General features: G+C 51.9%; 21 protein-coding genes, 1 pseudogene and 1 riboswitch. Of the genes and pseudogenes, 18 read left to right on the top strand and 4 right to left on the bottom strand.

The features are described from left to right. Window positions 1-187: 187 nt before the first annotated feature. The gene (locus FBY13_RS12735) at window positions 188-1,729 is read left to right on the top strand and encodes a sensor domain-containing diguanylate cyclase (RefSeq protein WP_145394331.1); all 1,542 of its coding nucleotides are present in this window, start codon (window positions 188-190) and stop codon (window positions 1,727-1,729) included. 58 nt (window positions 1,730-1,787) lie between these two features. Here the strand turns inward: FBY13_RS12735 and FBY13_RS12740 are convergent, their stop codons facing one another. Beyond that, window positions 1,788-2,528, bottom strand: coding sequence for a nitroreductase family protein (locus FBY13_RS12740; protein WP_096011552.1), 741 nt, complete (start codon window positions 2,526-2,528; stop codon window positions 1,788-1,790). Window positions 2,529-2,931: 403 nt separating this feature from the next. On the opposite strand from FBY13_RS12740, the gene FBY13_RS12745 reads away from it, so the two are divergent. Genes FBY13_RS12745 through FBY13_RS12765 form a run of 5 tightly spaced genes read left to right on the top strand, consistent with a single transcriptional unit; the run spans window position 2,932 to window position 8,015 of the window. Then, on the top strand, window positions 2,932-4,035 hold the full coding sequence (locus tag FBY13_RS12745; RefSeq protein ID WP_145394332.1) for an ABC transporter ATP-binding protein: 1,104 nt from the start codon (window positions 2,932-2,934) through the stop codon (window positions 4,033-4,035). Window positions 4,036-4,060: 25 nt separating this feature from the next. Beyond that, the gene (locus FBY13_RS12750; protein WP_145394333.1) at window positions 4,061-5,338 is read left to right on the top strand and encodes an ABC transporter substrate-binding protein; all 1,278 of its coding nucleotides are present in this window, start codon (window positions 4,061-4,063) and stop codon (window positions 5,336-5,338) included. A gap of 10 nt (window positions 5,339-5,348) precedes the next feature. Next, window positions 5,349-6,260 (top strand): carbohydrate ABC transporter permease, encoded by a 912-nt coding sequence (locus tag FBY13_RS12755; RefSeq protein ID WP_145394434.1) that lies wholly within the window; start codon window positions 5,349-5,351, stop codon window positions 6,258-6,260. After that, window positions 6,257-7,075 (top strand): carbohydrate ABC transporter permease, encoded by an 819-nt coding sequence (locus tag FBY13_RS12760; protein ID WP_145394334.1) that lies wholly within the window; start codon window positions 6,257-6,259, stop codon window positions 7,073-7,075. The genes FBY13_RS12755 and FBY13_RS12760 overlap by 4 nt, the downstream gene beginning before the upstream one ends. A gap of 10 nt (window positions 7,076-7,085) precedes the next feature. Then, on the top strand, window positions 7,086-8,015 hold the full coding sequence (locus tag FBY13_RS12765) for a metallophosphoesterase (protein WP_145394335.1): 930 nt from the start codon (window positions 7,086-7,088) through the stop codon (window positions 8,013-8,015). 399 nt (window positions 8,016-8,414) lie between these two features. On the opposite strand, the gene FBY13_RS12770 is transcribed toward FBY13_RS12765, so the two are convergent. Continuing rightward, a complete protein-coding gene (locus FBY13_RS12770; RefSeq protein ID WP_109717761.1) occupies window positions 8,415-9,302 on the bottom strand; it encodes a LysR substrate-binding domain-containing protein in 888 nt (295 codons plus the stop codon). A gap of 99 nt (window positions 9,303-9,401) precedes the next feature. Here FBY13_RS12770 and FBY13_RS12775 point away from each other — a divergent pair, with 99 nt between their 5' ends. The 6 genes and pseudogenes from FBY13_RS12775 to FBY13_RS12800 all read left to right on the top strand — a co-directional run bounded on the left by FBY13_RS12775 (window position 9,402) and on the right by FBY13_RS12800 (window position 13,524). Beyond that, window positions 9,402-9,716, top strand: coding sequence for a carboxymuconolactone decarboxylase family protein (locus FBY13_RS12775; protein WP_063877069.1), 315 nt, complete (start codon window positions 9,402-9,404; stop codon window positions 9,714-9,716). Window positions 9,717-9,725: 9 nt separating this feature from the next. Next, on the top strand, window positions 9,726-10,133 hold the full coding sequence (locus tag FBY13_RS12780; RefSeq protein ID WP_109717762.1) for a tautomerase family protein: 408 nt from the start codon (window positions 9,726-9,728) through the stop codon (window positions 10,131-10,133). Window positions 10,134-10,143: 10 nt separating this feature from the next. Next, window positions 10,144-10,680 carry a DUF4865 family protein gene (locus FBY13_RS12785; RefSeq protein ID WP_145394336.1) on the top strand — a complete coding sequence of 179 codons (537 nt, stop codon included), beginning with the start codon at window positions 10,144-10,146 and terminating at the stop codon, window positions 10,678-10,680. A 220-nt stretch (window positions 10,681-10,900) separates the two neighbouring features. After that, a complete protein-coding gene (locus FBY13_RS12790) occupies window positions 10,901-11,464 on the top strand; it encodes a peroxiredoxin (protein ID WP_063877072.1) in 564 nt (187 codons plus the stop codon). A gap of 23 nt (window positions 11,465-11,487) precedes the next feature. Then, window positions 11,488-12,723: a protein-disulfide reductase DsbD gene (locus FBY13_RS12795; protein WP_109717764.1), complete on the top strand. Its 1,236-nt coding sequence runs from the start codon at window positions 11,488-11,490 to the stop codon at window positions 12,721-12,723. A 110-nt stretch (window positions 12,724-12,833) separates the two neighbouring features. Continuing rightward, a pseudogene (locus tag FBY13_RS12800) lies at window positions 12,834-13,524 on the top strand (aspartate/glutamate racemase). A 34-nt stretch (window positions 13,525-13,558) separates the two neighbouring features. Here the strand turns inward: FBY13_RS12800 and FBY13_RS12805 are convergent. Further along, window positions 13,559-13,915, bottom strand: a complete 357-nt coding sequence (locus FBY13_RS12805) for a cupin domain-containing protein (protein WP_063877101.1) — start codon at window positions 13,913-13,915, stop codon at window positions 13,559-13,561. A 538-nt stretch (window positions 13,916-14,453) separates the two neighbouring features. On the opposite strand from FBY13_RS12805, the gene FBY13_RS12810 reads away from it, so the two are divergent. Continuing rightward, the gene (locus FBY13_RS12810) at window positions 14,454-14,741 is read left to right on the top strand and encodes a hypothetical protein (RefSeq protein WP_145394337.1); all 288 of its coding nucleotides are present in this window, start codon (window positions 14,454-14,456) and stop codon (window positions 14,739-14,741) included. A gap of 333 nt (window positions 14,742-15,074) precedes the next feature. Continuing rightward, complete coding sequence (locus FBY13_RS12815; RefSeq protein WP_109717766.1) at window positions 15,075-15,305, top strand: hypothetical protein; 231 nt, start codon at window positions 15,075-15,077, stop codon at window positions 15,303-15,305. Between the two features lie 142 nt (window positions 15,306-15,447). On the opposite strand, the gene FBY13_RS12820 is transcribed toward FBY13_RS12815, so the two are convergent. Then, a complete protein-coding gene (locus FBY13_RS12820; RefSeq protein ID WP_145394338.1) occupies window positions 15,448-16,107 on the bottom strand; it encodes a DUF1345 domain-containing protein in 660 nt (219 codons plus the stop codon). 291 nt (window positions 16,108-16,398) lie between these two features. Then, window positions 16,399-16,497, top strand: a riboswitch (guanidine-I (ykkC/yxkD leader). A gap of 59 nt (window positions 16,498-16,556) precedes the next feature. On the opposite strand from FBY13_RS12820, the gene FBY13_RS12825 reads away from it, so the two are divergent. From FBY13_RS12825 to FBY13_RS12840, 4 genes are read left to right on the top strand one after another with little or no spacing between them, the layout of a single operon-like run. Next, window positions 16,557-17,615, top strand: a complete 1,059-nt coding sequence (locus FBY13_RS12825; RefSeq protein WP_145394339.1) for a putative urea ABC transporter substrate-binding protein — start codon at window positions 16,557-16,559, stop codon at window positions 17,613-17,615. Window positions 17,616-17,639: 24 nt separating this feature from the next. Continuing rightward, on the top strand, window positions 17,640-18,455 hold the full coding sequence (locus FBY13_RS12830) for an ABC transporter permease (protein ID WP_145394340.1): 816 nt from the start codon (window positions 17,640-17,642) through the stop codon (window positions 18,453-18,455). Further along, window positions 18,452-19,228 (top strand): ABC transporter ATP-binding protein, encoded by a 777-nt coding sequence (locus tag FBY13_RS12835; protein WP_145394341.1) that lies wholly within the window; start codon window positions 18,452-18,454, stop codon window positions 19,226-19,228. Before FBY13_RS12830 ends, FBY13_RS12835 begins: the two co-directional genes overlap by 4 nt. 4 nt (window positions 19,229-19,232) lie before the next feature. Next, entirely contained in the window at window positions 19,233-19,961 is a 729-nt protein-coding gene (locus FBY13_RS12840) for an urea amidolyase associated protein UAAP1 (protein WP_145394342.1), read from the top strand. The last annotated feature ends 4 nt before the right edge of the window (window positions 19,962-19,965 follow it).

The raw sequence follows: 19,965 nt of genomic DNA on the forward strand, positions 1-19,965 counted from the left end.
CTGCTTATTACGGCAGTCAGCTACACGCCTTCTGAACACATTCCTGACCGCGCGCAACGCTATACTGAAGCCTCTCCTTTACTCTAAACTGAAAACAGCTGATATAAGTATTCCGTCAGGATGTGATTGATAACACGCTGTTTCTGATATTTTGCATTATCCCGTAGCGAGAGAATGGTAAACCGGCATGGAATTACGTCGAAAAAAAGATGTTGCAATGATGCGCATTTCGCCGCTGCTCAGAAGTATTACCCTGGCGGGGAGTTTATTAACGATTGGCGTGATTGTTGTTAATGTCTGGACGCTTCACCTGGACTGGCAAAGGACGGTTCGATTAGCTGAAGAGCGCGCGATCGATCTTTCTCTGGCACAGGCGCGCCAGGCAGAAGACACGTTTCTCCAGACAGAACTGTCACTGCGTGAAGTCCAGCGAGAAATTGAGTCCCAGACTGAGACCGGCGTGGATGTTTCAGCAATCAATAACATCATGCGCACCTTACAGAGCCGTCTGCCTCAGATGGATGGCATCTTTTATTACGACGCGCAGGGTAAATGGATAGCCAGTTCCTTAACGCAGACACCTTCAGCAAATAACGCCGATCGGGAATATTTTGCCTACCATCGCAACAATCCCCGTAACAGCGTGCACGTCGGGCCCGCTTTACGTAGCCGCAGTTCGGAACGCTACGTGATCCCTGTTTCTTTGCGCGTCAGCGATAACTACGGTGATTTCCGTGGTGTACTTCTTGCCACGGTGAGTGTCGATTACTTTCGCCATTACTATGATTATTTTGTCATTGGCCCCAAGGATTTACTGGCGCTGATGCTGGCAGACAGCACTGTGCTTTATGCTCGCCCTTTGCCAGACAGCTACATTGGTAAAAACCTCTCATCCAGCCCGCTTTTCCATCAGTTACTCGAAAATTCACAGCGCGGTAGTGGTCAGTGGAAGGCTGAAGTTGACGGTATAACGCGCATTTTTGGCTTCGCTAGCTCAAGCCGTTATCCTTTCGTCGTTGCCGCCGGCTTTGATAAACAAGGGCTTTTCGTGCACTGGGCTGAAAGCAGGGTGCAGGGAGTGGTACTGAGTCTGGTGTTACTGATGGCGATCATCCTGCTGTGGATGTTAATGCGGCATGAAGCCCGGCGCAGTTTACGCTACCAAATTGAATTAACCCATCTCAGGGATGAACTCACCGCCGCCAACCACTCGCTGGAAAATCTGGCGAACGCCGATGGGCTAACGGGACTGGCCAACCGTCGTTATTTTGACCACTTTCTGAAAAAAAGCCTGTTGCACGGACGCAGTAGCGGAGGACCGGTATCGTTGATACTTTTCGATATCGATTATTTTAAACGCTACAACGATACCTATGGTCACGTTGCAGGTGACGCCTGTTTACAACAGGTGGGCCGTGTGCTGAAAACGTTCGCCCAGCGTCGGACCGATATTGCGGCCCGTTATGGCGGTGAAGAATTTGCCATCGTGCTAGCTGATACTCGCGCCGAGGATGCATTAAGGATGGCGTTGAGTGTGGTTGAGGCGGTCAGAGCGTTAGCTATACCGCATACTTCTACGGGGCTGGAGACGGGGTGCGTAACGTTAAGCGCCGGCGTGGCGTCTTCGGCGCCCGGGGAAGGACCGGAAAGCGCAGGATTGTTGATTAAACGCGCGGATGAAGCGCTCTATCGTGTCAAACACCAGGGACGAAACGGGGCCAGCATCTAGCGCGTGTCGAGCCGATCTGGCAGGGAAACCGCCCGGGCATTGCCCGGGCGGGTAAAGATTATTTGTCGCTACCGAATCCCTGCTTGTGCAGCGCTGGCAAGACGTTGGGGAAATAGATGTGTTGGTAATATCCGCTCACGCTGTCGCTCCAGCTTTCGCCGTCCGCACGCCCGGTTGCTTGCCAGTGCTGAACCATTTCAGCATTGTAAGCCGCGATTTGCTGCTCCAGACCTTCGGTGTGATAGCTTTCTTCATGACGGAAGGTTTGCATCGGCAGGCGTGGTTTCTGAAATGCGGGTTGATCGACATACCCAATCACGACGCCCGCCACCGGGAACGTATATTCTGGCAAATTAAGCAGTGAGATCATCGCGTCAGGATCGCGGCGAATCCCCCCGATGGGCACGATGCCTAAGCCTTCTGCCCGGGCTGCTGCCATGATACTTCCCAGCGCAATGCCGACATCGGTAGCGCCAGAAACAATACTCTCAATACTTTCCTGAGCAACCTGCTCTTTGCCTACTGCCGCCATTGCCATACGGGATTTATGCATGTCGAGCACCAGGGTAATAAACACCGGGGCCTTAGCAATCCACGGCTGTCCACCGGCAATCTGGGAGATCGCCTGACGTTTCCCGGCATCCCGCGTGACGACCAGTGAAACCTGCTGTGAATTAACAGAAGTCGGCGCGCGATAGGCGGTGCTGATGATGCGATCCAGGATGGCATCGTCGACGGGTTTGTCGGTAAAGCTGCGTTCACTTTTATGGCTGGTAAACAGGTTAATAATATCGCTCATCGTTGCTCCAAAACGTTAACCTAAAATTGAGTTGCCTGAGGATAACAAATTTATGCCAGCCACTCTTTAACCGCACTGGCCTTAACCTGTCGATTAATAACAAATTTAACGGGCAGGCCACCTGGAGACGTTAAGCATGACTAATGTGCCTGAGATAACACCCGGTTTGCGTTTTTACCACTCTGGTGAGTGGCACGCTGGCGGGAAGGGTGCGGCAGGCCTCGCCACCACACGGGAAAGGCGGATACCTGTCTGAAGGGATAAACAGGGTACGGGCAGCTGATGAAGGATAAGCCTGGATGATTAAAAGCAGGCTTATCATTTTTCTGTCATTTTTCAGCCATAAATCGTTCATTTTTCTCCGCTAGCTTACTGCAATTCTCATTTGCAAAGCGGCGCATGTATGAGCCATTTGGCGCTTCATAACATCACCAAACGCTGGGGCGAGAAAATCGCGCTGGATAATATCAATTTTGACGCCGCAGAAGGGACGTTTGTTGCACTGTTGGGCCCTTCAGGCTGCGGTAAATCGACCTTACTCCGCACCATTGCCGGGCTGGAGACGGCCGACAACGGATCGGTCAGTTTTAACCATCTGGACATCACCCACTTACCGCCCTCCCAGCGCAAGCTTTCCATGGTGTTTCAGTCGTATGCGTTATTTCCTCATCTGAGCGTCAAAGAGAATTTGTTGTTCGGTTTAAAAGCCCGTGGCGAAGATAAACTCACGTTTGCCGATCGTCTGCGTCAGGTCAGTAAGCTGATGGAACTTGAGACGTTGCTGGATCGCTTACCGTCCCAACTGTCCGGTGGTCAACAACAGCGGGTGGCGTTAGGCCGTGCCGTTATCGCCAACAATACGCTGTGCCTGATGGATGAACCCCTTTCTAACCTTGATGCCAAACTGCGCCAAAGCATGCGTCGTGAAATTCGTGCCTTACAGAAAAAACTGGGGCTGACGATGCTCTACGTGACGCACGATCAGACAGAAGCGATGAGCATGGCCGACAGCATCATCTTGCTGAATGAGGGGCGAATTGAGCAGCATGACACGCCAGATAACCTCTATAACAATCCAGCCAGTGTGTTTGCGGCACAGTTTATAGGCGCACCGCCCATGAATATCTTACCGCTGACCTTTGACCACACGAATCACTACCTGAGCCCGCTTACGCAGCCCGTCGTTGAAGGTTTTAGCAATGGCGCGCTCAGCCTTGGGATCAGGGCAGAAGATATCCAGCTCATTAACGCCGATGGCGCGGCGCTGACGGCCAACGTCGTGAGTTATGAATATATGGGGGCGGACACCTTATTACAGTGCCAGCTTGCTCACAGCCATGCGTCGTTAACCGTCACGGTCCCGGGAATGAAACGGTTTATCGAGGGAAGTCTGACCGGGCTGCAATGGCCTGCCGATAAGCAATACCTGTTTTCAACTGATAGCGGTAAACGCTGTTTGCACGCTGAGCAGCTGATGTCTGTGTCATCCAAAAAATATGCGGTTTAACGGTCTTTTTACCTAAGGGAAAATCATGTCTGCCATTCGTCTGTCACATCTGCTTCCTGCATTGCTTATCGCAACGAGCGCGTCGGTATTTGCCGCCGATCCGGTTAAGTTGCAGATGTACTATCCCATCGCGGTGGGCGGAGAAATCAGCCACACCGTCGAAGCACTGGTCGCTGATTTCGAAAAAATTCATCCTGAAGTCAGTATTCAGCCGGTATATACCGGTGACTACGCCACGACGGTGACCAAAGCGTTGACTGCGTTTCGCGGCGGTAATGCACCGCAAATGGCGGTCATTGGTGATATCGAAGCCTATTCACTGATGGATGCGGGTGCCATTGTGGCGGCCAGCGACCTGGCAAAGGACGATGACGGTAAAAAATGGATCGACAGCTTCTATCCTGCTTTTTTGCGTCATATCAACGGTAAAGTGTGGGGCGTTCCTTTTCAGCGCTCGACGGTGGTGCTGTACTGGAATAAGCAGGCGTTTGAAAAAGCGGGTCTGGATGCGGATACACCGCCGGCGAACTGGCAGCAGGTGGTGGACTTTGGTAAAAAACTGGTCGTGAAAGACGGTGATAACGTCAGCCAGTGGGGCATTGAAATCCCGACTACGCCCAATGGCTACTGGGTGTTTCAGGGGTTTGCTGCGACAAACGGCGCGCATCTTGATAACGGCAAGGGCACCGCCGTCTATTTTAATACACCTAAAAATAGTGAAACGCTGCAATGGCTGGCCGATTTAGGCCAGAAAGAAGGCGTTTCACCGAAAGGCGCTATCGCCTGGGGCACGACGCCGCAGGATTTTCTCAGTGGCAAAACTGCGATGATGGTGACGACCACCGGGAACCTGAGTGTCGTGCGCAAAAATGCCAAATTCCCGTTTGGCATCGCAATGCTTCCTGAAAAAACCCAGCGCGGTAGCCCAACCGGCGGCGGGAATCTTTACGTCTTCAAAAATGCATCGGCAGCGCAGCAGAAAGCGGCAATGGAATTTATCCGTTGGGTCACCGCCCCTGAACAGGCCGCTCGCTGGAGTATTGCCACCGGCTACGTGGCGACCTCTCCCGCCGCATGGGAAACACCGGCAATGGAAGCGTATGTGAAACAGGTACCCCAGGCGCTGGTGGCTCGTGAGCAACTCAAATATGCCCAGCCAGAACTGTCGACCTACAACAGCGTACAAATTCAGGAGGCGCTGAACCACGCCATTGAAGCCGCCATTACCCAAGCTAAAACACCAGCAGAAGCTCTGGAAGCGGCGCAGAAACAGGCCGATCGTTTGCTAAAGGCTTACCAGTAACGCTATGGCGATGCGCATTCTTACACCGGCAGCGTCAGCCTCTCGCTCTGGTGGCGGGTCATTACAGCTGTGTGGCTATCTGCTGATTTTACCGGCACTGGTTTTTTTGCTGCTCTTTACCCACTATCCTGCACTGGCGACGGTGTGGGAAAGTCTGTTCAGCGCCTCACGTAATGGTCATCCGGCCCAGTTTGTTGGGCTGGATAACTATGCTGCGCTGCTGGATGACGATGTGTTTATCCGCTCGTTGTGGAATAACCTGCTGTATGCCCTGATCACTATTCCGCTGGCGGTCACGCTGGCTTTACTGATGGCGCTGGCCGTTAACCGGCGGCTGGCAGGGAATGCGGTGGTTCGTGCGGCGTTTTTTATTCCTTCTCTGCTGCCAATGATTGCCATTGCCAACCTGTGGCTGTTTTTTTACACGCCGCAGCTTGGCCTGCTGAACAAGCTGCTGGCGCTGTTTTCCTTTGCCCCCATTAACTGGCTCGGGGAGCCAGGCACCTCGCTGTGGTGTCTGATGGCGGTCTCCGTCTGGCGTGAAGCCGGATTCTTTATGATCTTCTATCTGGCCGCTCTGCAGCAGATTGATCCGCGACTGAGTGAAGCGGCACAAATTGAAGGTGCATCTCACGGGTACTTCTTCCGACGCGTCCAGTGGCCATTACTGATGCCGACCACGTTATTTGTGCTAATCAACGCATCAATGAACGCATTTCGCATTGTCGATCAGGTGATTGCAATGACCAATGGCGGCCCGGACAACAGCAGCAGCCTGTTACTGTTTTACATCTACCGCACCGCATTCAGTTACTGGGATTTACCGGCAGCGGCGGCAATGACCGTGGTGTTACTGCTGATTTTAGCGGCCATTGCTGTGGTTAAGTTTAGGTTACTGGACAAGCGAGCCCATTATCAATGAAGCCTCAATGTGCTGTTGGTCGCCTGTGCCTGAATGCCGTTATCTGGCTGACGGCGGTGCTATGGTTACTTCCCATCCTGGTCGCGCTGTGGGTGGCGATACATCCGGCGGCAGAGCAGGGGAGCTTTACGCTCTTTGCTCCCCTGACGCTGCAGAATTTTATTGACGCCTGGCACGCTGCGCCCTTTGCCCGCTACTTTCTCAACACCATTTTGCTGGTGTTAATGATCGTCGTATGTCAGCTGGTGCTGGCCACCATGGCGGCTTACGCTTTGGTGCGTTTTCGCCTGAAGTATTCGGGGGTTTTATTTGCGCTTATCCTGTTACAGCTGATGATCAGCCCCGATGTGTTGATCCTCAACAATTACAAAACGATTGGCGCGCTCGGGTTGCGTGATACCTTGACTGGCATTGCCTTACCCTATTTCGCCTCGGCCTTTGCCATCTTCCTGCTGCGCCAGACGTTTAAAAGCATTCCTGTGGTACTGGAAGAAGCGGCTGTCGTGGAAGGTGCCAGCCGGTTTTATATTTTACGTAAAATTTATATCCCGCTGGCCAGGCCGATTTATATCGCCTTTGCACTGGTATCTGTTAGCTTCCACTGGAATGATTTTCTCTGGCCACTGGTGATTACCGATTCTGTTAAGGTGCGGCCATTAACGGTCGGGCTGCAGTTATTTTCTTCGCCGGAGCAGGGCGTTCAGTGGGCGCTTATTGGGGCGGCGACGATCATGACAACGCTGCCGTTACTGCTGCTGTTTCTGATTTTCCAGCGCCAGTTTATCCAGTCGTTTATGCGTGCTGGCATACGTTAAGGTGTCCCGCATGTTAATGCCTCACTCGCTTAGTCTGCCACAACGCGCATTACTGGCGGAAGTCGTTCAGCTGTATCAACCGCCGTCGCTGCGGACGGTGGCGACAGGGGATAACAGGGTTTGTTTTGGTCTGATTGCCGATCCGCAATATGCGGATATCGAGCCGGATATTGACAATAATCTCTATTATCGCAACGGACTACAAAAGCTACAGCGGGCCATCGGGGTGCTTAACGCGCAGCCGCTCGATTTTGTTGTCACGCTGGGCGATCTGGTCGATCGCGACTGGCAAAGCTATGCGGCGGTGCTGCCTGTGTATCAAGGCTTACAGCATCCTCATGCCGTGGTGCTGGGTAATCACGATGCGCAGACTATAGCCGCACGGCTTGAGGGAAAGCTTCCCTTACCTAAGCGCTATTACGCCTTCCGTTTCAACGGATGGCGTTTCATTGTCTACGATGGCAACGATATCAGTGTTTACTGCAATGCACTCAACGGCACAGACCGTGAACAGGCCGCGGCGTTGCTGGCCCGACTCCAGCGCCAGCAGCAGCCCCAGGCACAGCCCTGGAATGGCGCCGTGGGTAGACAGCAACTGGACTGGATTGAGCAGCAGTTACAGGCCGCCCAACAGTGCGGGGAAAGCGTCGTGGTATTGGGGCATTATCCGCTGGCACCCGAGAATACACATATGTTGATGAATGCCGGAGAGTTGGTGGATTTATTTACTCGCTATCGGGTACGCGCCTGTTTTGCCGGGCACGATCATCGTGGCGGCTATGCGCGTATCGAGCACACCGAGTTTTTCACTATGAAAGGAATGCTGGATGGTCCGTCAGATGCGCCCTTTGCGCGGGTGGAAATAGACGATAACACACTCAGGTTACATGGCTTTGAGGGAGAGGTAAGCCACTGCTCAAGGACATTAAATCGCGTTTAATCACCACCATTCCTAATCAGACCTCTTTTCCCCTCTTTTTAAAGATGATTTAGTTACATCATACTGTAAGTGGAATCATCAAGGTGCCCGAATCAGGCGCAGAGCGGCGGGTAAGTTAAGGCGTAATGGCGATGTAGAGAAAGATGGCGCTTAGCTGAGACGGCGAACCCTGTTAAGCCAGCGTGCGCTAACGCCACCCGCTTAACCGTTCATCGATCGATTAAATGAATGTGGTGTCATTCAGACCCTGGCTATATATTTTCCGCCTGGCTCATCGTGCTATCAGCGGCTGGTGGGACAGAGATATGTTGTCGCGCTGAAATATTGTCTCTTGTTTTCATACTCACTAGGACAGCATGAATATTTATAACGAAGAGTAAAAAATAACGCCTTAATCTGTCAGTGCGCCTGAGCACCGGGAAAGTGTACTTTTATCATCTGACAGAGTGAAGCTGCTGCTGCGGATACGTTTTTTTCTGCGTAATGCAGCGTGACGCCAATGCTTCCTGCATCAGGCAATTTTTGCCCGGTAATAATCCCTAACGATGACGGCATGCCTGTTTCAGTGCGTAGCGTTATGCCCAGCCCCGCTGCGGCCGCCGCCCATATACCGCTCAGGCTTCTGCTGGTAAACGCAATACGCCACGGGATATTCATGCTGTCCAGTGCGGCTGTCGCTGCGCTACGCATCATACAGGGTGCATCAAAAACCAGTAACGGCAACGGTCGGTTCTGCAAGAGAAATGTGCCGATATCCAGATCCTTTGCGCCTATCCAGCATAGCGGTAACGTGCCAAGCGACTGGCTATAAGCACTGCTCTCTTTACCCTGCCAACTCAGTGCGATATCGAGTTCATTTTGGCGAATAGCCTCTAACAGAGGTTTATTACGGGTGACCGTTGCTGATATCTGCACATCGGGATGCGCACGTGAAAATTGTCCAAGAATGGTGGGAAGGAGTGACTCTCCAAAGTCTTCCTGTAAACCCAGACGTAGCTCGCCACGGATACCAACGGCCTTAACGGCTGCATAAGCTTCATCGTTCAAACTCATGAGCCTGCGCGCGTAAGCAAGCATAATTTCCCCCTGGGCTGTAAGAACCAGATGTCGCCCTGACTTTTGCACCAGCGCTGCACCTGCCTGTTGTTCGAGCTTTTTAAGTTGGGCGCTTACGGCCGATGTTGAACGACCTAAGCGTTCAGCGGCAGAAGCAAAGCTACCCAGCTCAATGCCGGTCACAAAAGTGCGTAAGGTTTCCGCATCGAACGTAACGGGTCTTTTAGCCATTATCTGTCCTGTTTTTTGGGATTAAGTGTCCCATTATTTCTGATTTTATAAATTATCAAGGCGTTTTATCTTTTTACCACATCCACCAGAGGAAGATAAATGAACGCTATAAAGGTGACCCGAGAAAACATGGCTGAACTTGCCCCAAAGCTGGCATTGCTCAGTGAAGAGGTGTTGTTTGGCGATATCTGGCAGCGGGAAGCGCTTTCCCCGCGGGACAGAAGCTTAGTGACGGTCAGTGCACTTATTGCGCTGTCTCGACATGAGCAACTGGACTGGCATCTTCAGTTCGCGCGGAAGAATGGGGTTTCTGATGAGGAAATAACGGAAGTGATAACGCATCTTGCCTTTTATTGCGGATGGCCAAATGCCGTTTCTGCGTTGACCGTCTTCAAAAATGCACAGCCTGAGTAAGGAGCCTGTATGCCTGTCACTCGTATCGCTATCTCAACACCGCGTTTTCAGCAGTGGCGAGAGGCTGTTTCTGATGCTTTACAGCAGTCACTTGAAGCGTCGTTTGCCGTACCACGCGGTGACTGCTTTCAGTTTTTTGATTGTTATGACGAACGTAGCCGCATTTTTGATCGGCACTATCTGTGTGACGGGGAAGCGGGCCGTAGCGATGACTTCCTTATGTTTACTGTTACCGCCGGTAAAGCGCGCAGCACTCAACAAAAGCAGGCTTTTTATCGCGATCTGATCGGGCGTCTTGAACAAGCGATTGGCATAAACCCCCGCGATGTCATGGTCATTATTCATTTCACACAATCTGAAGACTGGTCTTTCAGTCATGGGAAAATGTTTAGCCTGACGGCTATTCCACACGCTTAAGGAGAAAAGTATGCTTGCTATGCAATATCGGTTTGTTCTTCCTGCTGATTATGACATGACAATCATTAAACGCCGGATTAATGACCATGGGCATAAGATGGATGGCTTTCCGGGTCTCCTGTTTAAAGCCTGGCTTTATGCCTGCAAATCCAACAGCCCGACATACAGTGAAGAAAACAGCTATGCGCCATTTTATCTGTGGCAGAACGCAGAAAGCCTGCACCGTTTTCTGTCCGGGGCAGGTTTTAAAAAACTTACCGAGGATTTCGGCTGGCCACAGGTGCACACCTTTCCGGTCTTATCGGCTGACTTAGGGCCAGATATCTCGCATGCTGGCTTTGCATCCCTGGCGGTGAGTCGCGTTCCTGCTTACAGCGAACTTTCCGGGCTTACTCAGTGCACAAATCAATCCGGGGCTGTAGCACGCGTCTCTGCTCTGGATACCTTTCACTGGCGGCGCATAGCATTTTGCCTGTGGACAAAAGCGCCTGCGCAAAATGCACTGCACACGCAACACTACGAGGTTGGTCGTCTCTCTTTTCCCTAAATGTGCCTTATTTACCGTCTGACACAAAATTATCGGTTAACCGGATATCTAAATGACCGGTTGTGTGGCTATCTTACAGTACAGGCCAGACTATTTCGTATCACCACGCTGGCAACGCAGTCGCGTTATCACATGACGTTAATTTTTCCATTTTTAGCTAACGAACCTAGTATTAAAGTACAAGGGCACTTTTGCCTGCTTGTCGACGGAGAAAAAAATAATGCGTATCAAGAATCACCTGAAAATATTGACGACCGCAACGCTCCTGGCACTGAGCCTGCCGATGACCTCCGCATTTGCTGCATTACCGGTCGGTGCAAATGCGCCAGATTTTAAACTGGAAGCCGCACTGGCAGGTAAAGAAACAACCTTCTCCTTGCAGCAGGCGCTGCAAAAAGGCCCGGTCGTGCTTTATTTTTTCCCAGCGGCGTTTAGTGCCGGTTGTACGTTAGAAGCACACGCATTTGCTGAAGCCACCGATGAATTTAAAAAACAGGGTGCGACAGTTATCGGCGTGACCGCAGGTAACACCGACCAGATTGAGAAATTCTCAAAGCTTGAATGCCGCGATAAATTCACCGTTGCCGCCGATCCGGGTGCAAAAGTGGCCGCAGAATATAAAAGTACCATGGAGATGAAAGGTAAAACGCTTTCCGATCGTACCTCCTATGTTATTGCGCCAGATGGCAAAATTTTACTGAGCTATACGGATAAAAACCCGGAATCCCATATCCAGAAAACGCTGGATGCCGTGAAAAAATACCGCCAGGCTAACCCGGCTTAATCTCAGATCTGGACAGATAAATCATGCTGACTGCTATCGCCGCCGCTTTTCTGGGTGGCATCATACTTAATCTTATGCCATGCGTGTTCCCGGTTATTTCGCTCAAAGCGTTGAGCCTGATACGGCATCACGCCCGGCCAGCCCATGCTCGCGCAGAAGGGCTCGCGTTTTTGGTTGGCGTTGTTGTCACCATGGTTTTACTGGTCAGTCTGTTATTGCTGGCGCGATTGGGTGGGGCATCCGTGGGCTGGGGCTTTCAACTGCAATCACCTCTGGTGATTGCAGTGTTAGTCCTGGTGATGCTGGCCTCGGCGCTCAATCTGTTCGGCCTGTTTGAAGTGGGATTATCACTTCAGCGGGTCGGCGAAGTCGGGGGCAGCCAGGGTGGGCTGATTGGTTCCGCGTTGACAGGGGCATTGGCCATCATTGTTGCCACTCCCTGCAGTGCGCCCTTCATGGCCAGTGCGGTAGGTTATGCGCTGACGCAGCCGCCCTTTATCAGTTTTATTATTTTCCTTTCGCTGGCGCTGGGCTTTGCCGCGCCTTTCACCTTGATTTCCTTTTTCCCCATCGTCGCCAGGATACTGCCATCGCCGGGCGCCTGGATGATCACCTTAAAACATGCCCTGGCATTTCCGATGTTAGGTGCGGCTGGCTGGTTAATCTGGGTGCTGGAGCGCCAGGCAGGCTCAACCGCGCTGGCGGCGATACTGACCTGCTGCCTGCTACTGAGTTTTGCCGCCTGGCTGTATGGACTGGCACAAAAGCGGCAGATGATGGGAAGGCGGCATTGGGCTTTACACATCGCTACGGCTGTCGTGATCGTTTTGCTGGTTCCCCCTTTAGTCACGCTTAAGGGCTCAACGGCGGCAGCGGATTCGTCAGATGTTGTTGCGGCGGCGGCGGTTGCGTGGTCACCTCAGAACGTTGATGCCATTAAAGGGCAGGGTAAACCGGTCCTGGTGAACTTTACCGCCTCCTGGTGCATTACCTGCCAGGTAAACGAACGCACCTCGCTGTCTACCCAGGCGGTAAAAACAGCCATGGCACGCACGAACACCATCTATATGATTGCAGACTCGACAAAGTACAATCCTGACGTTGAACAGGCGCTCAGTGACTTTGGTCGTGGTGGGTTGCCGCTTTATGTGGTTTATCCGGCTGATGGCGGAAAACCGGTGGTGTTGCCTCAGGTATTAACCCCCGGAACGGTAATTACTGCCTTGCAGCAGGCAAGTGAAAAAGGCAATAAATCTTAGTGGCAAAAGCAGAACGTGAATGCCTGATAAACGGCCATAGCCCGTTGGGCTAAGGCCGCTATTATCAGCAGTTTCATGGCTTTTGTAGCAAAACCCTTCACAGGATAATGATGAAAACGATTGGGCTTATTGGCGGCATGAGCTGGGAATCGACAATCCCTTATTATCGTTTAATTAATGAGGGGATCAGGTCCCGGTTAGGCGGCCTGCATTCTGCAAAACTGCTTCTGCACAGCGTCGATTTCTATGAGATTGAAGCCTGCCAACGCAGTGGTCACTGGGATCGGGCAGGTGAGTTACTGGCCGAGGCAGCACAAGGTCTGGCAATGGCCGGAGCTGATGCCATCGTGTTGCACCAATACCATGCATAAGGTTGCCGACGCGATTGAGTCCCGCTGTGATTTGCCGTTTTTACATATTGCCGACGCGACGGGCCGCGAGATAGTGGGCAAAGGAATGAACCGTGTTGCCTTGCTTGGCACACGATATACGATGGAACAGGATTTCTATCTGGGTCGCCTGACTAAGTCGTTCTCAATAAACACTGTCGTACCCGAAGCGGAGCAACGTGAGGTCATTAACCGCATCATTTTTGATGAACTGTGTATGGGGATATTTACGGACGCTTCCCGGCACTATTATCTTGACGTGATACAGCAACTGGCTACGCAAGGCGCACAAGGCATTATTTTTGGCTGCACGGAAATTGGTTTGCTGATTCCAGAACAGCAAAGTGCGTTACCGGTGTTCGATACCACCAAAATCCATGCCAGCGATGCGGTAAATTTCATGCTGTCCTGATTCACCCTTACAGAGTGAATCAGTGCACAGGCGTTTAAAGCGTGTCGAAGATAACGTAGAGCTTGCGCATGGTTGTGTCCATCACCCAGGTGCCTTCGGTATTGGCTTCGAAGAACAAGGTATCACCGGGTTTAAAATGCTGCGGCGCTTCGCCATCTGCTGTAAACGACCCCGTTCCTGACAGGAAATGCATCATCTCTGCTTGCTTAACGCCACGACGATAACTTCCAGGCGTACATTCAAAAATGCCCATATCAATGCTTTCATGGCCCGGAATTACCTTTTGCAGTCCTGCCAGTGCGATTTCGGGTGAGCCAGGCAGACCTTCCACGGTTCCCCATGGCTCAAGCGTCTTGAGTGAAGCAGGTTGTTCAAGTTTTTGTACTTTCATTTTAGGCTTCCCGAGCCAGCCGCCACGAATGCGGCCTGATAGTGATTGATGCTTCAGGATAAACAAAAGCAGAAAAACAAAGCGCGTCTTTAACGTTTCCTCATGAAAGTTATGCGCAAATAAGATCGCCGTAAAAGCATGAAATTTCTGACAGCCTTGGGCACAGGGTTTACACGCACGCGGATGTTGGCATTACGGTTTGAAGCCACGTTTAAGACTGGAGTCAGGCGGGATAAACAGCCTTTTATTTTCCACTGCTATAATTGAATTTGGTACGTTATTCGCGGTGTGTTACTGAGAGTCTTCGCAGCCAATATAAACGACATTAATCTGACTTATTTTATGATTTTATTGAATAATTTTAATTTAAACATGAGGTGAACAGGTCACGATCTGGCAAGGGATAATCTGATTTATCAGGTCCGTCTTACAATGGAAATATAAAGGATCTATTTTGCCACTGCTGAGGTTAGATACAGCACAGAGCAGAACAGCAGAGCGTTCTGTGATCCTAGGAGCAATCTCTTAAGGGTAAGCTATGAAAAATTCCTCCGTCAAAATGGCACTGAAAACAACGGTATTCTCGATCGCGACGTTTGTTACTTTTCAGAATGCAGCATTAGCGGCTCCCGACGCGCATCACTTATTTTCAATAAATGATCAACAGCCAGTTTCTTCTTTGTTCCAGAAAAACATGACGGATAATACGGGTAAAATTGAGCTTGCAGCACATCAAAAGCTGTCAAGCGGTCTGCGTATTAATCCTGCCTGTGATGATACCGGTGAACCCTGCCCGCACGATGACACTCAGGATGACATGTCCTGAATTCGACCTGCCGCATTTCCTGAGCTGAATAGTAGTGATGGTTCGATTGGATCTCAACCGCCGAAGGGCGGTTTTTTTATATTGTCCTGCGCGGCTCAGACGGTGTCTGCATCGCATCGCTAATGCCCATTTTTAACGCGGTTTGCCATCACATCTTTCCTTACCGGTTAACCGTTTCGCTTTAAAAATGAACGATCTGCGCCACGATAAATAAAATTCTTAACGGCGGTTAAACGGTTTGAAGATTTACTCACCCCGGCCAGCAGAAGTGTTCTGGTTAGCTATGCTCAGAAGACAGTAACCCGTTTTCGCTATTTATCAGGGAGTCATTCGATGAAAAAACTTTCACTTATTCTTGTTACCGCAGGTCTGCTTATGGCGATGAGTTCACAGGCAGAGGCAAAAGGCTGTCTGAAGGGCGCGGCCGTGGGCGGTGTGGCGGGTCACGTTAAACATCACGGCGTTGCCGGTGCAGCAGCAGGCTGCGCAGTTGGCCACCATATGGCCAAAAAGAAACAGAAAGAAGCTGACCGTCAACAGCAGGGGCAACAGCAGGGCGGTTAATCCTCCTGTTTATTCCTGCCCCTCTCTGAGAGGCGGCAGGAACGGGCTACACAGGTTTGGTCGCCCGCACCTCTCTGTCCTGTCACACCCTGTTCAGCTCCTCCACGCATTCCTGCCCTCTTTCCTCCTTCGCCGCAGTACCTCAGCTCAGTAAGCTGGCTGCCACATTGACGGATAGCCCCAGAATAGCCAGATTAAAAATAAACGAGATGACCGACTGTAACAGCGCGAGTTTACGCATTTCCATCGTGCCCGTTGCCACATCAGCCGTCTGGGATGCCACCGCGATGGTAAATGAGAAGTACAGAAAATCCCAATAGGCGGGATTGGCAGGTTTTTCCGGGAAGATCAGCGGGATAATGCCATGGCTCCGATGCAGGTAGTGCTGATGAGCATAGTGCATAGCAAATGAACTGGGCAGCAAGGCCCATGACGCAATGAGCGTCAATGCAGTCAGTAACATATGCAGGGCGCGCGGCGTACCCGTGAGACTTTTTAGCGTTGGCAGCTCGCTCATGATCGCGACGATGCTGATCATACAGGCAACAATCACCATCCCCAGAACCAACGTGGCGCTTTGATCCTGCATCTGGGCGATGTGCTTGATTTGGTCAGCCTCCGTGCGCAGCATACGAAACCAGATAAACCATAGATAAAGCCATGCCAGCACGTTCCAGCCGATCAACAAACGCTGTAATTCCCCTAACTGCTCAGGCAAGAAGAAATAACAGATTACGCCTGCGGCGATGGAGATCAGCAGGCGCAGGCGTGCAAAGAGATGTGATGTCAGGGAAGAGGACATGGTAATCCTGTTTTGACTGAATATTGAATCAGTTAACTGTAGTTGATGACGAGGAGCATGGCATTGGAAGTATGCACGTAAGTGAACAATATCTCGCCTGGCCGCGCCCACATCCTTTATCAAAACAAGCCGCTCTTAGCACTGATTGCGTGCAACGCACATTCAACGCTCATCATTCTGGTGCTCATGATGCCCTTAAATTATGCATTCTACTGATTTATCACCCTTTAATTTCTGGCACGCCAATTGCTAAAGTTTTAAAATAAAGCAGCGCATCACACAATTTGTTATCGAATAGCCAGCTAGGGTTCCGGTTCACACAGGTGAACGTCTGGTCCGAGAGCAGGCGACCTCTGCGAGGTTACACGGCGGGACAAAAGCCCGGGAGACAGCAGCACCTTTGGGTGTCGCGCTGCTCCCGTTTTTTTTGTGCCAACCAGAGGTTAACCATGAAGACATCGCCGCTCCTCCGCTCACTTTTTCTGTCGCTGGCGCTGCTGGCCAGCTTTCCCTCTTTCGCCGCAGTAAAAAAAGAGTTCAACATCTGCTGGACTATCTATGCGGGCTGGATGCCCTGGGGCACCATCAGCAACGAAAAAATCATCGACAAATGGGCCAGTAAATACGGCATCAAAATCAATATCGTGCAACTCAATGACTATATCGAATCCATCAATCAGTACACGGCGGGTCAGTTTGACGGCTGCACCATGACCAATATGGATGCATTGACCATCCCAGCAGCAGGCGGCGTCGATACGACAGCACTGATTACCGGCAGTTATTCCGATGGTAATGACGGTGTCGTGCTAAAAGGGGTGAATAAAAAACTCAGCGATCTGAAAGGGATGTCGGTTTATCTGCCTGAGCTTTCGGTGTCGCACTATCTGCTGGTCCGTGGTCTGGAAAAAGCCGGACTGCAGGAAAAAGACGTTAAAGTCGTCAATACCTCAGATGCGGATATTGTCTCGGCTTTCGGCACCAGCAACGTACGGGCGGCAGTGGCCTGGAATCCACAGCTTTCGGTTATCAAAAAGACCCCGCAAACCACAGAAGTGTTCAGCTCTTCGGAAGTGCCCGGCGAACTGATTGATATGATGGTCGTGAATACCCAAACCTTAAAAGATAATCCCGCCTTGGGCAAAGCGCTGACCGGTGCCTGGTTTGAAATGATGAGCAAAATGCAGGCTGGCGATACGCAGGCACTGAGTGCTATGGCTGCCGATTCCGGCATTGACCTCGCCGGTTACAAAGCACAGCTGAAAACGACCCATCTGTTCTGGACGCCTGCCGACACGCTGACCTTTATCTCCTCGCCGGATCTGGCGAAAACCATGCAGCGGGTTGCAACATTCTCCTTCGATAAAGGATTGCTGGGAGAGGGCGCACAAAGTGCTGACTTTATCGGCATGATGTTTCCCGGCAACACCACCGTCGGCGATACAGCAAACATCAAACTGCGTTTCGACGACAGCTATCTGAAGATGGCTGCTGCGGGCAAGCTGTAATAACTGATCTCGGGAGTTCATGTCATGCGCCACATCAATCGCCATCCCCGACAGGGGATGCGCCTGACGCTAATGCTATTGCCGTTTGTGTTATTGATCGCCACCTGGTTTATCGGTTCGGCGGTGCGGCTGGAGGCTAATCCGCAGGACAAGCTGCTGCCTGATCTGTCACAAATGATCGCAGCCGTTGACCGGATGGCATTGACCCCCGATAAGCGCAGTGGTGAGTATCTTCTGTGGGCTGACACGCTGATTAGCCTCAGCCGTTTGCTGATTGGCCTGACGCTCTCTTCGCTGATTGGCTTGTGTATTGGTATCGCCGCTGGCGTCTTCCCGTTGTATCGCGCGGCGCTCTCGCCGCTCATGACCGTGATTTCGATGATCCCACCGCTGGCTATCCTGCCGGTGCTGTTTATCGTTTTCGGGTTAGATGAGCTATCGAAAGTCATGCTCATCGTTATCGGCATTACACCAATGCTGGCGCGTGACCTTGAACAGCGCGCGCGCGAAATCCCCGCAGAGCTGTTTATCAAAGCACAAACCCTTGGTGCTAATAGCTGGACGGTCGTCCTGCGGGTAGTGCTACCCCAGCTTTTATCGCGCCTTATTACCTCGTTGCGACTGCTGCTGGGATCGGCCTGGCTGTTTTTGATCTCCGGTGAGGCGATTTCCGCTACTGCCGGTCTGGGTTACCGCATTTTCCTGGTTCGACGCTACATGGCGATGGACGTGATTATTCCTTATGTCATCTGGATAACGCTCATCGCGTGGCTGATGGATTTGGCCTTGCGGCAGTTGCATAAAACCTGCTTCAAGTGGGCGGAAGGAGGCCAGGGATGAGTTTTATCGATATCAAAAATATCTGGCAGGAATACGGTGACCACGTGGTGCTGGAGCGCATCAATTTGCAGGTGAAAGAGGGCGAGTTCTGCTCAATGGTTGGCGCGTCCGGCTGCGGTAAATCGACGTTTTTACGTCTGCTACTTGGCCAGGAAAAGCCAACCAGGGGAGAAATCTTGCTCGATGGCAAGACGCTGGCGGCGGAACCCGATCGCAGCCGTGGCGTGGTATTCCAGCGCTATTCAGTATTTCCACATCTTAACGTACTGGATAACGTCGCCATTGGTCTTGAACTGGCGGCTTCACCGCTGTTTGGCCGTTTGTTTGGCGCAAGAAAACGCGATGCCCGTCAGCGAGCGCAACTGATGCTGGAGAAAGTAGGGCTGGGGCACGCGCTCGATAAATACCCGGCGCAGCTTTCCGGCGGGATGCAGCAGCGGTTGGCAATTGCCCAGGCTTTCGTCATGCAGCCGCGGGTGCTGCTGCTTGATGAGCCTTTCGGCGCGCTGGACCCCGGCATTCGCAAAGATATGCATGCGCTGCTGCTCCAGCTGTGGAGCGAAACCCGAATGACGGTGTTTATGGTCACCCACGATCTTGCGGAAGGCTTCAACCTGGGCACCCGGCTGCTGGTTTTCGACAAAGTGCGCCTTGACCCCCAGGCACCCAACGCATGGGGCGCGCGCGTGACTTACGACATCCCGCTCAATGAAGCGCGCATGGCGCAACTGGTAACCGGTAGCAACAATAATCTTTATGCATTAAGGAGATAGTTTGATGACCGCACTTTTTCACTCCTCACCCAGCCTGCGCGAAGAGCGGCTTCACGGCGGGGCGCATACCTCGTTCATTTTGCGCAAGGGGCAAATTCTGCGCCTGACTGATATCGACGGCGGGGCTAACGTCAGCATGATGATGCTTAATCCTCACGAAAAAAGTGAACGCCTGAATCTGCCGGATACGCTTAAGGGCCAACATACCGCTCGCCTGACAGCCGGGCATTGCTTCTATTCCGATATGGGCCGTGTGTTGGCCGGTATTGTCGCGGATAGTTGCGGCTGGCACGACCCGTTCGGCGGGGTACTCAATGCAGAGGAAACGCGTAATAAGTACGGTACGGGCCGCTACCAGGAACTGCGTAACGGCTTCTACCGTAACGGTGTCGATAATCTCCTGGTGGAGATGGGCAAATGGGATCTGGGCCTTGAAGATTTGCTGATGGTTATCAACTTCTTTAGCAAAGTGAGCGTTGATAAAGACGGCCGCTTCACGTTTCACCGGGACAATAGTCGCGCGGGGGATTACGTCGAGCTGTTTTCACCTATGGATGCGCTGATAGTACTGACTGCGCTGCCACATCCTCAGGACCCCGCCGCTGAATACGATCCGCGCCCGATCCAACTGAGCTGGTATCAGGCTGACGATGTGCAGGCAGTGACGGAAGCGCTATTCACACGCGATGAAAATCAGCGCGCGTTCCTCAATACCCAACTCTTTTCCCTGTAAGGAG

This window comes from Pantoea sp. SJZ147 (genome assembly GCF_007828605.1).
In the GTDB taxonomy this organism is placed as follows: domain Bacteria; phylum Pseudomonadota; class Gammaproteobacteria; order Enterobacterales; family Enterobacteriaceae; genus Pantoea; species Pantoea allii.